Annotated in this window: 9 protein-coding genes and 2 pseudogenes; 7 read left to right on the top strand and 4 right to left on the bottom strand. The window is 63.6% G+C overall.

Going from position 1 to position 14,612, the window contains the following annotated elements:
• Window positions 1-163: 163 nt before the first annotated feature.
• The 4 genes from RPC_RS17890 to RPC_RS17905 all read right to left on the bottom strand — a co-directional run bounded on the left by RPC_RS17890 (window position 164) and on the right by RPC_RS17905 (window position 8,914).
• Window positions 164-1,192 (bottom strand): DUF7146 domain-containing protein, encoded by a 1,029-nt coding sequence (locus RPC_RS17890; RefSeq protein ID WP_011473991.1) that lies wholly within the window; start codon window positions 1,190-1,192, stop codon window positions 164-166.
• Window positions 1,189-5,556 (bottom strand): strawberry notch-like NTP hydrolase domain-containing protein, encoded by a 4,368-nt coding sequence (locus tag RPC_RS17895; RefSeq protein ID WP_011473992.1) that lies wholly within the window; start codon window positions 5,554-5,556, stop codon window positions 1,189-1,191. The genes RPC_RS17890 and RPC_RS17895 overlap by 4 nt, the downstream gene beginning before the upstream one ends.
• A 166-nt stretch (window positions 5,557-5,722) precedes the next feature.
• Window positions 5,723-7,834 (bottom strand): ParB/RepB/Spo0J family partition protein, encoded by a 2,112-nt coding sequence (locus RPC_RS17900; protein WP_011473993.1) that lies wholly within the window; start codon window positions 7,832-7,834, stop codon window positions 5,723-5,725.
• A 129-nt stretch (window positions 7,835-7,963) separates the two neighbouring features.
• Window positions 7,964-8,914 (bottom strand): ArdC family protein, encoded by a 951-nt coding sequence (locus RPC_RS17905; RefSeq protein WP_011473994.1) that lies wholly within the window; start codon window positions 8,912-8,914, stop codon window positions 7,964-7,966.
• A 590-nt stretch (window positions 8,915-9,504) separates the two neighbouring features.
• Here RPC_RS17905 and RPC_RS26305 point away from each other — a divergent pair.
• The 7 genes and pseudogenes from RPC_RS26305 to RPC_RS26880 all read left to right on the top strand — a co-directional run bounded on the left by RPC_RS26305 (window position 9,505) and on the right by RPC_RS26880 (window position 14,585).
• Window positions 9,505-9,762, top strand: a complete 258-nt coding sequence (locus tag RPC_RS26305) for a hypothetical protein (RefSeq protein WP_157043243.1) — start codon at window positions 9,505-9,507, stop codon at window positions 9,760-9,762.
• 15 nt (window positions 9,763-9,777) lie between these two features.
• Window positions 9,778-10,440, top strand: coding sequence for an SEC-C metal-binding domain-containing protein (locus RPC_RS17910; RefSeq protein WP_041802028.1), 663 nt, complete (start codon window positions 9,778-9,780; stop codon window positions 10,438-10,440).
• A gap of 184 nt (window positions 10,441-10,624) precedes the next feature.
• Window positions 10,625-10,849 carry a hypothetical protein gene (locus tag RPC_RS26310; protein ID WP_157043244.1) on the top strand — a complete coding sequence of 75 codons (225 nt, stop codon included), beginning with the start codon at window positions 10,625-10,627 and terminating at the stop codon, window positions 10,847-10,849.
• 21 nt (window positions 10,850-10,870) lie between these two features.
• Window positions 10,871-11,310, top strand: a pseudogene (locus RPC_RS25595) (methyl-accepting chemotaxis protein); the annotation flags it as partial.
• Window positions 11,311-11,881: 571 nt separating this feature from the next.
• Window positions 11,882-12,634, top strand: coding sequence for a hypothetical protein (locus RPC_RS17920; protein ID WP_011473998.1), 753 nt, complete (start codon window positions 11,882-11,884; stop codon window positions 12,632-12,634).
• A gap of 376 nt (window positions 12,635-13,010) precedes the next feature.
• Window positions 13,011-13,586 (top strand): annotated as a pseudogene (locus RPC_RS26875) (ATP-binding protein); the annotation flags it as partial.
• Between the two features lie 144 nt (window positions 13,587-13,730).
• The gene (locus RPC_RS26880; RefSeq protein WP_415914846.1) at window positions 13,731-14,585 is read left to right on the top strand and encodes an ATP-binding protein; all 855 of its coding nucleotides are present in this window, start codon (window positions 13,731-13,733) and stop codon (window positions 14,583-14,585) included.
• Window positions 14,586-14,612: the final 27 nt, after the last annotated feature.

Genomic DNA, 14,612 nt, shown 5'->3' on the forward strand with positions numbered 1-14,612 from the left:
GGAAAATAGTCGGCGAAGCCATTGCGGCTCCGGAACGCTTGCCGCATCGATCGCCCTCTCAAGAAGGCCGTGCGCGCGGTGCTCTCCGACCCAATAGGAAGCAACCGGATCGATTGCGACGGTGCCGGGAAAGCCCCACACCGTTTCTGTCCAAAACATGAGATCAGCGGTGCATGAACCGCGTGACGTCGTCCGGGGCAATCTGCGTCCGCACCGCTCGCCGTAGCTCGTCGATGCCGAACTGCCGCAGATCCTCGTTGAAGTCGCCGCCCCGTGGCGACAGCGCCATCGCCTCGATCCCCGCCGCCTGGGTTCGACCGATCAAGACATCCAGCGCGCCATCACCCGCCGGATCCTTGTCGCGGGCGATATAAAACCGGCGCAGCGTGACCGGAAACAGGATGGCGCCGAGATGCGCGGCTGAGAGTGCGGCGGCCATCGGCATGGTTGGCATGACACCGCGCAGTGACAGCATGGTCTCGATGCCCTCGCCCGCTGCCATCACGTCATCCGCCACACCGAAGCGGACCGCGTTGCCGAGAAGGTCGCCCATCGCCCGCCGCGGTGTGTCGATCGGAGCCTTGCCCAAGCCGGACGGATCGAGCCAGGTGCGGTGCACACCGGTGATCTCGCCATCAAGATCTGTGACGGCGGCGATCATTGCGGGCCAGGTCTCAGTCGGCGCATGCGTGCCTGGACGATAGTAGCAACGTGGATGGAAGCGCAGGCTGGCCAAGCCATCAAGATCGACGATGCCGCGGTGGCGCAGGTAGGTTTCGACGAGCGTCCCGGCAATCGGCTTTGCCATCGCGAACAGCCGTCGTGCCGATTGTGGTGAGCCGGTCGGTGCGGTGGATGAGGCATGGCGGTCCGGTTTCGGATCGGACCGTGGCAGACTGAGAAAGCGCCGTGCCTCCTCGGCAACATCGCGGAACTCGACCAGGCCGCAACTTTCGCGGATCACGTCGAGCAGGTCGCCATGTTCGCTGGTGGCGGCATCGGTCCATTTGCCCGCGGGGCGCGAACCGTCCCTGCCCGTCAAGCGCACGAACATCGAGCGGCCCGCGGTGTTCCGGGCGTCGCCGACCTGCCAATAATTGCCGACGCGACATCCGTTGGAGAGATAGTGGCGGCACACCGCCTCGGCCTCGCGCGCGAGACGTTGCGCCAGATCCGCCGCGCTTGACCTCACGCCGCAGCCCGATCGGAGATCCGCAGCACCGGATAGTGCTCCAGCACTTTGGCCAGCACCGCCGTGCCGGTCGCATCCAGCGGCACGAAGAAGCGCAGCTTCCAGGAGACGATCTCGCTGAACAGTCCATAGGCGCGAAGACGGTCGCGCATCGCCTCGGTGAAGCCGGCCAATTCGATCCGGTTCACGCCCATTACGCGAGCCCGGCGCAGCTGCAGGGATTCCGCAAGATCAATGATCGTCTTGCCATCGAGCAACGCCGCGAACGCAGCGTCGGGGGTGATGGTCGAGATGCCCGTCTCGGTCGCGGTAGCCGCCCAAGCCGCCGACACCTTGCGGCCGACGATGCGCTCCCCGACGTCGGTCTGCAGCCGGTAGACCCGCGTCGATTCATTCGGCAACCGCTTCCAGATCGGCAGCAGTAAACCGGTCACGATGTGGATTTCGGTTGAGGTGAACTCCGGCACCTCAGCCAGTTCAGCTTCCCAGGCGTGCGCAAAGGTCTCGCGGTCGGTCTCTTGCCAATGGGTCTGCGGCATCAACGCGAGAGGCAACGTCGGATGCTCCATCGGCCGGATCAGACGAACTCTTCGTTCCACCTCGCCGTCATCCAGCATGATGCTACGCGCCGGAACCTGCACGGCGGCGCGACCGGACTGGGCGTTGACCAGACATTGCGCACGTGGATCGGCGAGACGCTGTAGCGCCTCGTCGAGCGTGACCGGTCGGTTGCGGTCGCGCTGGGTGATCGTGAGCAAACGGGTCTCGGCTAAGGTGCCGGGATGGGTGTAGATCGTCTGCCGGTCAGTGACCGTGAAGCTTTCGGCGGTCAGGGTTTCCAGGCCGGCATCAAAGGTGCCGGACGCGATCGCGCCCTCGACGCGCGCGGTCAGCAGTTGCTCGAAGGCCGCAAACAGAATGTTCTGCAGATCGATCGTCAGCGCCAGCAGCCGGTTGAGGAAAGTGGTGATCGGCGGCAGCTCGTCCTTGATGCCTTTGCTATCGGTCAGCTTCAGCCCGGTGGCGTCCTCGAACGCTTGCAGCGAACAATCGACGATCTTGCCGTTGACCAGCCGCAGATAGAGTTGCCGCAGGGCGTCGCGGGCATAGTGGCTTTCAAGGTTGTCCTCGGCGCGGAACAGGCCCTGCCCGCCGGTCTGGCGCTGGCCTTTGGTGATGGCACCGAGCGTGTCGAGCCGGCGCGCGATGGTCGAAAGAAAACGCTTCTCGGCCTTCACATCGGTCGCGATCGGCCGAAACAATGGAGGCTGCGCCTGATTGGTGCGGTTGGTGCGGCCAAGCCCCTGGATCGCAGCATCGGCCTTCCATCCAGCTTCCAGCAGATAGTGCACGCGCAGCCGCCGGTTCTTGGCTGAGAGCTCTGCGTGATAGGAGCGCCCGGTGCCGCCGGCTTCCGAGAACACCAGAATGCGCTTGAGGTCGTCCATGAACGCCTGAGCCTCGCCGAGATTGGCGGAGCCGGCGCGGTTCTCCACTTTGAGGCAATCAACGACATTCGGGCCGGTCTTGCGGATGATGCGCCGGGAGCGTCCGGTCACTTCCGCGACCATGTCGGAGCCAAAGCGCTGCACGATCTGATCGAGCGCGCCGTGTACCGCCGGCAATGAGGCGAGATGCTCGATCAACCGGTCGCGCCGCACGACGGCGTCCCGGCATTGCACCGGTTGGCCATCCCGGAACACTGGCCGCGACGACAAATTGCCTTCGCTGTCGGTGAACGGCTCGTAGAGCTGGGTCGGGAACGAATGGCTGAGATAATCCAGCACATATTCCCGCGGCGTGATGTCGATCTGGACGTCACCCCATTCCTCGGTCGGGATCTCGGCAAGCCGGCGCTCCATCAGCGCCTCGCCGGTGGAGACAATCTGGATGACGGCGGCATGGCCATCGTTCAGATCGCGCTCGACCGAGGCGATCAGCGACGGCACCTTCATCGCGGTGATGAGGTGGTTGAAGAACCGCTGCTTGGCAGATTCGAATGCGGATCTCGCCGCGGACTTGGCCTGCGCGTTCAGCGCGCCGGTGGTCCCGGTGACGTTGGCGGCGCGCAGCGCGGCATCGAGGTTGTTGTGGATGATCGAGAACGCACCAGCATAGCCGTCATAGATCCGGATCTGTTCCTCGGTGAGCCGGTGCTCGACCAGTTGGTACTCCACCCCCTCGTAAGAAAGCGACCGCGCCGTATAGAGCCCGAGCGCCTTGAGATCGCGGGCCAGCACCTCCATCGCCGCCACGCCGCCGCCCTCGATTGCCTCGACAAATTCCGCGCGGGTGGCGAAGGGAAAATCGTCGCCGCCCCAAAGGCCGAGGCGCTGCGCATAGGCGAGGTTATGAACCGTGGTGGCGCCGGTCGCCGAGACATAGACGATGCGCGCGTTGGGAAGCGCGTGTTGCAGGCGAAGACCGGCGCGACCCTGCTGCGAGGCAGCCTGGTCGCCGCGTTCGCCTTTGCCGCCTGCAGCATTCTGCATCGCGTGGGACTCGTCGAAGATGATTACGCCGTCGAAACCCGCCTCGGTCTCAGAGCCAGAATTGTCGCCCAACCATTCCACGATCTGCCGGACGCGTGATATCTTGTCGTCGCGGGCGTCGGAGCGCAGCGTGGCATAGGTGGTGAAAAGGATGCCTTGCTCGAGACGGATCGGGGTGCCTTGCCGGAAATGCGACAGCGGTGTCACCAGCAACCGTTCCTGTCCGAGCGCCGACCAGTCGCGCTGGGCATCCTCGATCAGCTTGTCGGACTTGGAAATCCAGACCGCCTTGCGCCGTCCCTTCAACCAATTGTCGAGCAGGATGCCGGCGACCTGGCGGCCCTTGCCGGCACCGGTGCCGTCGCCGAGCATGAAGCCTGAGCGAAATCGAACCGAGGTCTCGGCGTGATCACGCGCGGCGGCGACGATGTCGAGCGTCGGGTCAACGCTCCAAGACCCAGCCAGGAACTGAGAATGGGCTTCCCCGGCATAGATTACGGTTTCCAGCTGAGCATCCGACAACAGACCGCGTTCGACGACCTCTGCAGGCAGATGCGGGTGATAGCTCGGCTTCGGTGGCGCCACAGAGGCCATTGCCGCCGACTGCACCAGCTTGGTGGGATGCGCCTTGGCGCCGGGAATCCGGATCGACTGCAAGCTGCAGGCTTCATAGAGCGCATCGGTGATGCCGCCGCCCTCGATCGGCTTCCAGTCGACCGTCTGATAGGCGAGCTCAATCGCGTCTGGCTGGGGTAGCTTAGCCGGGAAGGAGGAAGGCCTTTTGACGACGGGCTGCTGTGCGCGGCCGACGCTTGGCATCGGTCGGCCGATCGAATGGACTGCCAGCGGGAGCGAGACCGGCAACCGAGGTGGCACAGATTCTTTTATCCAGCGGAGTAGCGTGACAACGTCGGGCGCCACGCCTAGTGATGCCGGAAATACCCTGGGGTCGTCCGCCCCCCGCTTGTCGATCACGGTCAGGCGGGTCTCCATCGTGGTGCCGTGTCGGGCGTAGACCGCACCATCGACCGCCGCGGAGAACACCACCTGCCCGCGCTGCTGCAGGTCGACAAAGGCGTCGCGCCACGACGGGTTATCGGGTGCACAACTGGCGCCGGTGATGGTGACGAGGCGCCCGCCATCGGCCAGCCGCGCCAGTGCCGACGAGATATGGCGCAACGCAGCGTCGCCCATCCGGCGATCGACATTGGCGAGTGCGGAAAATGGCGGGTTCATCAGCACGACGCTGGGCGTGATGCCAATGCCGAGATGATCGTCGATCTGCGCGGCGTCGAAGCGGGTGACGGAGACGTCGCGGAACAACAGCTCGAGCAAGCCAGCACGGGTCTCGGCCAGTTCGTTCAGAGCGAGTGTCGCGCCGGACAATTCGGCGAGAATGGCGAGCAGCCCGGTCCCGGCCGACGGCTCGAGTACGACGTCGGAGGGGGTGATTGCCGCAGCGGTGGAAGCTGCCAGTCCGAGCCCGATCGGCGAGCTGAATTGCTGCAGCGCCTGGCTTTCTTCGGATCGTCGCGTATGGGTTGGAAGAAGGCGCGCAATCTTCGCCAGCATCGGAAGCATGGCGTCGGACGACGCGGCACGTGCGCGCATCGCCGGGCCGAATTTGCGCAGGAACAGGACGGTCGCGGCCTCACAGGCATCATAGGCGCTCTTCCAATCCCAGGCGCCATCAGCGTCCGAACCGGCAAAGGCTGTTTCCATCGCGGCGCGGAGGCCAGCCGCATCAATGCGGCGGCCGCGCTCCAGTTGCGCAACGATCAATCCCGCTGCGGCCACGATGCGCGCGGCGGCATCGCCGCTGGCCAGCGACGCTGATAATCGCATGGCCGTGGAGGAAGAAGATGGGATCATCACAAGAGCCTCGGGAGAGCAGGAACGGATCGAGCCGTGGCGCGCTCTCTCAGCCCCGCCGGCTCAAACCCGTCCCGGCCGAACTCTCCCTCTCACGATTGCTGGGAATGGCGTTGTGATCGCAACAGACTGGGCGGAGCGGCTATCGCCGCCCCGCCCTCGCCGATCATTCCGCAACATCGACGCAAGGCTGATCGTCGTCGGCTTCGGCCTGTTCCTCGTCGTCTTCGGCGAGGAATTCAGGCAGAGCCTCGGCTTCGCCGGTCACGGCAGAAGCTTCAGCGTCGGTCAGCCGCAGCGGCTCGGGCAGCCAGCCCGTGCCTTCCAGCAGCCGCTCGGCCTCCCGCGCCATGTCGGCCTTCTTGAGGTGCTCGATCAGCTGCGCCGACGATTCTCCCTTGGCCTCACGTACCGCTTCGAGGATCCGGGGCTTGGTGACCCGGCCAAGATAATTGTCGACGCCCGTGGTCCAACCTGCCGCCACCATGTCGAGACCGACATGGTGTGCCAGCACGTCGGCAGCGTCGAGCCTGCGGCGAACGCTATGCGCGGAGACGCGCCCTTCGTTGAAGCGACTGGCCGGCTCGTAGAGCGCGTTGACGCCGAACGACGCGCAATGCGCGAACAGCGATGACTGCTCGGTGGTGTCGAACCCGTTCAGCGTATTCCAAAGGTCGCCCTCGTCTCGCGGCAACCGCGCCTTCCATCCATCATGGCGTGCCTCGATCGCCTTGGCCGACACGCTGTCGTTGAGGCCGGGCGCCTGTGCCGGCAAGGTCGGCGTGCGGATCGCGATCTCAAGGCAACCGCTCGATGATGCAAAGCGATAGAACGTCGTCAGCACGAAATTGTGCAACACCGCGGCGAAGGCAACCGCCGGATCACTCGCCAGCGCATTGCGCAGCGCCAGGGTCCGATGCGCGGTCAGTTCGGTGACGAGGCGGTCCGGCAACGGCTTGCTGACGTCGTCCTCGTCTTCGTCTGACTCCGCGGGAGTACCGCCGACGGTGATGATGGCGCGCTGGACCGCTGGCTGATCCTCCTCGCCATCGACGGTTCGGCCTTCAGCAGCGGATTCCACCTCCGGACCAGCGTCCACAGGCGCTTCGTCTTCCGGCCGCACATAGCCGCGATCGACCGACAGCTTGCCTTCGGAATCGATGCTGACGAAGACGCCGGCGCGGGCGATGTCGGCCGGATCGTAGATCACCGGCCGGGTCTCCAAAGCCGACAGCGCCGTCTCGATCTCGCCAAGCCGCTGATCGACCTCGTCCGGCAATTCGTCGGCCTCGGCGTAGTCGGCCTCGAGCTTGGCCTGTTCGGCGTTCAGCGCGTCGATCGTGCTCCTCTCCTCCTCGCTCAATTCGACGGGTGTGCCGCCCAATTCGCGCAGATTGTTGGTGTGGCCATAGGGAAAGTCGACCGCCACCGAAATCCACTTCCAGCCTCCCGCCGCGATACTCTCGGCCTCAGCCGTCAGCTTCTCCATGACCAGTCGATCGAGCAGCGCCACATCCTGCAGCCAGCCGCCGTCGTCATGTTCGAACAAATCGCGAAGGATAACGCCGCCGGCTTGCTCATAGGCATCCAGCCCGATGAACTGGGCGCGGCGGTCGGAGGCACGCACGCTATTCTCGGTCAGCATGCGCCGGATCTGATAGGGCTGATCAAACCGGGAGCGGCTGACATTGTCCCAGACCTGCTCCTGGCGGGCCTGGTCGGCCGTGACCGAAAACGCCATCAGCTGATCGAGCGTCATGCCATCGTCGGCATAGACCTCGTGCAGCTTCGGTGACACAGACGCGAGACGTAGGCGTTGCTTGACGATCGCCGGCGTCACAAAATGCCGAGCCGCGATATCCTCTTCGCTCATGCCGCCGTCGTGCAGCACCTTGAACGCGCGGAACTGGTCGAGCGGATGCAGCCCGACCCGCTCGTTGTTCTCGGCAAGCGAATCGTCCTCGGCGATGCCATCGTCCCGAACCACGCACGGCACCGGTTGCGTCTTCGCCATCCGCTTCTGCTTCACCAACAGTTCGAGGGCGCGATAACGCCGCCCGCCGGCCGGCACCTCGAACATCCCGGTCTCCCGGCCGTCTTCGTCAAGCACCGCCCGAACGCTCAGGCTCTGCAACAGGGTGCGCAGCGCAATGCTCTCGGCCAATTGCTCGATCGAGACGCCGGCCTTGACGCGGCGGACGTTGGACTGGCTCAAGACCAGTCTGTTGAAGGGAATGTCACGCGACGGGCTGAGCTTGATCTTCTGAACTGACGCCATGTTGGTCTCTCCGCGACGGGCGGCCGAGAGACTTTCTCTCGACCTGCAAACCCGTCACGGAAATCCCGGCTTCCCTCTCACTCTCCGAGGCGTCGCAGCGAGTGAAGGCCGCTGGCGCCGGCGACGGCGTCACGCCGCTTGCTCACGCTCCTCGGGTCCGCCCTCGATCGCCTGCGGTGCAAAGCCCAGCAGGAAATCCGCGGCCTTCGACGCCGCACTCGCCGCGCGTACCACGGCGCGGTTGTCCTCACGCAGCACCTCCAGCCAGGAGCCGATATAATCGGCGTGCCGCACGGTCGGCACGATGCCGAGCGAGGCGCAGACGAAGGCGCCAGCGATTTCGGCGACGAGTTCCTCGCGCGCGTAGGATTTGGAGCCATGCGTGCCGGAATGATCGCGGTTGAGACGTGAGGCGTGGCCGGTCCAATGCCCGAGCTCGTGAAACGCGGTGCGGTGCCAATTGACCGGCTCGAAATATGCTGCCGGCGGCGGCACCTGCACGTAATCGCCCCCCGTGTTGTAGTAAGCGCGATTGCCCCCGATGCGGAAGTCGGCGCCGGTTGCGGCAATCAACGCCTCTGCTTGCGGTTCGATCTGTCCGGGCGGCGGCGGAATAATCGCTGCAGCGACCTCTTCGGGGAGACCGTCGCACTGATCAATGTTGAAAACCGTGAAGCGCTTCAGAAACGGGATTGCACCCGCCTCCTCGCCGCCCTCAGCGGCGCGCCGCCGTTCATCCTCCGGGGTGAAGCGATCGGCATAGACGACCGTCGTGCCGTGTTCGCCCTTCCGGACGTGACCGCCGAGGCTGAGCGCCTGCCGGAAGGTGAGCCAGCTCTGCCCTGAAAAGCCAGCCTCGATCACAGCGCCCCACAGGATCAGCACGTTGATTCCGGAATATCGGCGCCGGGTCGCGGCATTGAGTGGCATCGCGATCGCCGCGTTTGCCGCCGCCGTCCCCCAGGGCTGCACCCAGGGCACGCGGCCGGCCTCCAGCTCGGCGATGGTCTTGTCGGTGATTTCGGTATAGAGGTTGACGCGGCCTGTGCCGGTGCGGTCTCTTATGGCGGTTCTGGACATCGCGGTTCTCCGCGACGGGCGCCGGAAGCCTCTCCTCCAGTCTTCAACCCGTCACGGCCAAACCGGCCCGCACTTTCACTCTCGATCGCAACGAAATACGCAGCGCTAATGATATGGCATTCCCGTTGGCACTTCTTGCGTCAGGGATGGAAGCCCGAAGGGGGAAGAACCGCGCTTGCGGGGCTTCAGCGCAGCCGACAGCCCGGCCCGCAGGGCTACGCCATAGAAGCCCGCTTATTCCAGGGCGGCAAAACCGTTTGCCACCAGCGGAAATGCCTTGAGTTGCTGATTTTCATAGATTTACTTTTTTCCAATCGAAGAGCCGCAATGGCAACGCAGACGAGGAAATCACGCTGAATGGAGCAGATTCGGACCGAAAGCGACTGGACGGCAAGTCGTGATCAAGACGCTCGCCGTCGAATGTTCTTGATCTGATCTAGACAAATCCTTCGAATCATGTCGCCGTAAGAGCAGCTACTTGCGGGCCCACCCGATTCAAACGTTCGGGCGACGGAGTAATATTTGAACCTGGCCGATGCGTTTATCGACGGACCTATCATACTCAATTGGCGAAGACACAGGAGTAATCGATGGTAGATGTGATCTGGGCACCGAAGGAGATGCCGACCGAGCGGCACATCATCGTCCACTCCCATCAAACCGGCACACCACCAGCAGACAAGGGCTATTTCTTCGTAAGCGACGAACCCGATTGGGGTGGGAGCGGCCCCTTCGATATGCGGCTAGACGAAGTAATTGAGCGCGCAAAGCGTACCGCGCAGGACAAAGGCCTTCGAAGTGTGGTTATCATACGCAACTGTAAGGGCGCACGCTCGCACGTAGGCTAGTTGGATCAACATCAATTGCCCACCATCAAGACCGAGATTTTCGCAAAGACTTTCACAACGGCTCCACAGGCTGTATCAGCACCGATCGTTTCGCTATGCGGCGAACTCAATCCCGACCAAACGCCGGCCTGGGTTCCGGTGCGCCCCGATCCTGTTGCGATCGTCAACGAATGCTTCAACAATGTCTTGGCAAAGGTCGCGAGCGATGGTGGCGCAATCGTCAACGGCTGGCTGATTTGGGAATGGCCCCGGGTATTCATTGAGGCGGAGCACCATGCAGTCTGGCAGCAACACGACTCACTCACCGACATCACGCCACATGTCAACGACGAACTAAAGGTGTTGTTTCTTCCCGATCCGGGCCGCATCTACGACTATGAGGGAAAGCAACGCATTATCAATGTGAAGCGAAGTCTCGGCGTGTTTGCCAGCGCTGATCGTTGGATCGCCGCAAACGATACGCTCCAACGCACGATGGAAGCACATTCGGTCGGCGACGAGATTCGGATCAACCGCGAGCGGCTCAAGGAACTTTGGAACACAGCCCGGAATGCCCAAGGGGCCGTCCTCGTCGATCTCGCATCCAACACCAAGGTCAACGATCGGTGCTTTTGCAACAGCGGAAAAAAGTACAAGAAATGCTGCGCACCCCTGATTGATCTTTCACGCCACAGCTGAGAGCTTCTGCGGATCAGGCATGCCTATCCGCCTGATCGTGCGCTCGCGTGGAGTTCCTGTGGCCACCGAGAGAGTCGCGGATCTCATTGCCAGATCGGATCGAGCCTTTCGCGCTTATTGTGATCGAAGCTGAAGAAGCCAGAGCCGGGGCGGTTCAGTGCTACTCCTTTCTGCACGAACAAATTTGATCGCAGCGAAGAAATTTATCGAAGCCAAACAGAAGCTGCGCGAAATACTCGCGAGCATTGGCGAGATGGAAGCGCTCATCCACTCGGAACAACAGCTCAAGTGCACGCTACGCCAGCCAACCGGTCAGGTTCTATTCATGCGTTTCGGATGCACAATCCGTCATGTTTTCGTTGATCGTTTCGATGAAGCTTTTTCGGACCATCCGAATATTACGCCATAGCTATCCAAATTCACCATGCACACCATCGAAGCCGCCCGCGCCGGCGAAGCTGGCCGCGGCTTTGCCGTGGTGGCCTCCGAAGTCAAGGCGCTGCCGAGCAGACGGCGAAGGCGACCGGGGAGATCAGCCAACAGATCAGCGGGATTCAAGCGGCAACGCAGGGCTCGGTGTCGGCGATCAAGGAGATTAGCTCCACTATCGGACGGATGTCGGAGATCTCATCGACCATCGCCTCAGCGGTCGAAGAACAGGGTGCGGCGACCCAGGAAATCTCCCGCAACGTGCAGCAGGCCGCTCAAGGCACCCAGCAGATGAGCGCCAACATCGCCGATGGGCAGCGCGGCGCCAGCGAGACCGGGTCGGCCTCGGCGCAAGTCCACGCCGCAGCGCAGTCGCTGTCCCGCGACAGCCGGCTGAAGGTCGAAGTCGGCATGTTCCTGGATAACGTACGAGCGGCGTGAGTCAATTTGCCACCTGCGAGGTGATGCGCTGCACGATGTTCTGATATTTCGAAACGCTGGTCGAATTATATCTAAGTTTCCCTAGAATCGACCGACATGCGCCTACTACCTCATTATGTTCGATTGGCAGATCTTCTCTAGCGGGTGCAGTTCGGGCCGACGCGACGGCAGCAAGGTCAGCTTGATGTTGTTCGGTATGCCGGGGCTCGCCGCAGTGTGGCCCAGCGCGGTCCATCAACTGCACTGCCCACGCGCCCGGCGACTGACCGATACCTCGTTGAGATGCAGCCGCATGGGTTTCGGTCGTGCCAGCGCAGCGCCTGCGTCGTGCGGGAAACTTCAAGGGTACGAGACCGCGCTCGCTTTCCATCGATAGGGCCGCTCGACCGTTTGTCTCAACATCACAATCGTACGGAAGAACCCGAGTCACTTCGGAGGGCTCCCCGCCGGCGCCGGCGGGGTTGACAACCGCTGGTGTTTGGTAGAAACGTAATTTCGGTCGGACATCCGTCCGATTTTATGGAACGCTCCCACGCGAGCGTGTCCGGCTTCAAGTTGGCAAGAGGTTCTGATGGACGAGACCTTATCCCGCAAAATTCAAGTCGCCGCCGCCTGGTGCGGTCCGGCTTTCGTGGTTTTCTACGGGCTGAGTTGGGTGGTGCTCGGCCACAATTATCCGCCGCCCGATCCGCTGTTCTCCGCACAAGAATTGGTCGACAATTTCTATGTGAAGTACCGGTCGGACATCCTGCTTGGCCAGTCGCTGTCGACGGCACTTGGTATTCTCTATCTAATTTGGGCCTGCCAGTTGACCGTCCAGATGTGGCGGCGCGAGTCCACGCCGATCCTGTCGTTGATCCAGCTCACCGGCGGTGTGCTGACCGGCTGGGTGCTGATGTTTGGTCCGGTAATGTGGGCATGGTGCGCCGAAAACGCCGGCACCGTCGATCCCGCGCTGATCAAGGCCGTGCATTTTCTCGCTTGGTACACTTACGATATGACCTACATGATCACCACCGTCGAAGTGATCGCGATCTGTCTGTTCGCCTTCTTCGACAAGGAACGTCCGGCGCTGATGCCGCGCTGGTCGGCGGTGCTGGCACTGTTCTCTGGCCTATCGTTCCTGCCGCTGACCTTCCTGCCCTACATCAAGTCCGGTCCGTTCGCCTTGAACGGCTACTGGTCGTTCCACGTCGCCTTCATCAGCTATGGATTGTTCACGGCCATCATCGGTTGGTACATGGTCCAGGATCTGAAGCGTTTGAAGGTTCCCACCGTTCCCGGTGTCGCCCAGGCGATCGCGCGGGTGCAGTTCGGTGCCTGAGGTCGTCGTGGCACGGCTGGTTCGTCTCGCCCGTCTTGCCGACGGGGGCGCCAAATTCGGCGCCGCCGTCGGCAACGGTTGGTGGGCGGGGCTGTGCCGCTCGCTACCACGCCTCGGGCGGTCGGCGCCCGACGATGATGGCAACCCGCCGCGTCGCAGCTTCGATGATCACCGCGTCGCGCGTGGCGACCGCGTAGAGATCGGGTCGAAAGGCCAGCGCCGACGCTACATGGTGGTCGACGTAATCCCGGACGGCAGCGGCGTCATCGGTCGGGCGACCGAAGTGACGATCGACCATCGGGCGATGGCAGACGCCGCGACGTCCCATTACGACGACGTCGGCGGCCTCGCTCGTGAGGTCGCCCGGGTGCGCGAGATGGTCGAATTGCCGTTGCGCTTCCCGCACGTATTCGCCCGCCTCGGGGTCGAGGCCCCGAAGGGCGTTCTGCTCTACGGACCACCGGGGTGCGGCAAGACCCTGATCGCCCGCACCGTCGCTTGCGAAGCCGGTGTCTACTTCCTCCACGTCAACGGCCCGGAGATCATTCAGAAACACTACGGCGAGTCGGAGGAAATGCTTCGCCGGATCTTCGCCGACGCCCGGAAGCAACCGGCCGCAATTATCTTTTTCGACGAGATCGATGCCATCGCGCCGAACCGGGAAACCGTGCTCGGCGACGTCGAAAAGCGCGTCGTCGCCCAGTTGCTGGCGCTGATGGACGGGTTGACGGCGCGCGGCAACATCGTCGTCATCGCCGCAACCAATCTTCCCAACAGTCTCGATCCGGCGCTGCGCCGCCCCGGTCGCTTCGATCGGGAAATTGGCATCGCTCCGCCGGATCGGGCCGGCCGGCTCGAGATCCTGCGCATCCACACTCGGCGGATGCCGCTCGCGGACGACGTCGATCTGGCGCAGATCGCGGCGGCGGCGCATGGCTATCTCGGCGCCGATCTCGCCGCGCTGTGCCGCGAGGCGGCGATGGGTTGCACCCGCGATCTCGGCCCACGCCTGGTCGCCGGCGATCCGGGCGCCGCCGCGGCGCTCGATGGCGACCTCCAGGTCCGCATGGATCATTTCCATCGCGCTCTACGCGAGGTGCCGCTCGCCTCGACACGATCGCTCATCACCGAAGTGGCGGCGTCGCACTGGGACGAGGTCGGCGGCCTCGACGACATCAAGGCGCTGCTGCGTGAGACGGTCGAATGGCCGCTGAAATATCCGCAGCGTTTGGCCTTCGTCAAGACGACGGCACCGCGCGGAATCTTGCTCACCGGGCCGACCGGAACCGGCAAGACCCTGATCGTGCGAGCGCTCGCCACCCAGAGCGACGTCAATTTCATCGCCGTCAACGGGCCGGAACTGCTGTCCAAATGGGTCGGCGAGACCGAAAGGGCTATCCGCGACGTGTTCCGCAAGGCCCGCCAGTCGGCGCCATCGATCATCTTCTTCGACGAGGTCGATGCCATCGTCGCGTCGCGCGGCGGTGACGATGGCGGCGCCCGGATCGGCGATCGCATGGTGGGGCAGTTCTTGCTCGAGATGGATGGACTAGCTGGTCTCGACGGCGTCGTCGTGATTGCGGCAACCAATCGCCCCGACCTGATCGACCGGGCTCTGCTGCGCCCGGGGCGTTTCGATCATATCGCGACTCTGGCACTGCCCGATCGGGCCGCCCGCGCCGCGATCCTGGCGATCCACTGCCGCGGCCGTGCGCTGGGCAGCGACGTGGATTTGGCCGCGCTGGCGAAGGCTTGCGCCGGCATGAGCGGCGCCGATCTCGAGGCGTTGTGCCGGCGGGCCGCTATGGCGGCCATTCGCGCCTCGATCATCGCCGAGCCGGGCGCCGATTTCGCACCCTTCGCGATCACCGGAGGCGACTTCGATGCGGCGCTGGCGGATTGGCGCACGGCAACACCGGAGGGCGCATCGAAGCTCGATGCCGTCGCTTGACGAGGGCGGAGCCGCCGCAAAGTGGCG

It is taken from the genome of Rhodopseudomonas palustris BisB18 (assembly GCF_000013745.1).
GTDB lineage: Bacteria > Pseudomonadota > Alphaproteobacteria > Rhizobiales > Xanthobacteraceae > Rhodopseudomonas_A > Rhodopseudomonas_A palustris_F.

Excerpts from the sequence above, each read along its gene's own strand:
- RPC_RS17905 (WP_011473994.1), bottom strand. The coding sequence starts at position 8,914 with ATGTCCAGAACCGCCATAAGAGACCGCACCGGCACAGGCCGCGTCAAC.
- RPC_RS17895 (WP_011473992.1), bottom strand. The coding sequence starts at position 5,556 with ATGATCCCATCTTCTTCCTCCACGGCCATGCGATTATCAGCGTCGCTG.
- RPC_RS17920 (WP_011473998.1), top strand. The coding sequence starts at position 11,882 with ATGGACGAGACCTTATCCCGCAAAATTCAAGTCGCCGCCGCCTGGTGC.
- RPC_RS17900 (WP_011473993.1), bottom strand. The coding sequence starts at position 7,834 with ATGGCGTCAGTTCAGAAGATCAAGCTCAGCCCGTCGCGTGACATTCCC.
- RPC_RS26305 (WP_157043243.1), top strand. The coding sequence starts at position 9,505 with ATGGTAGATGTGATCTGGGCACCGAAGGAGATGCCGACCGAGCGGCAC.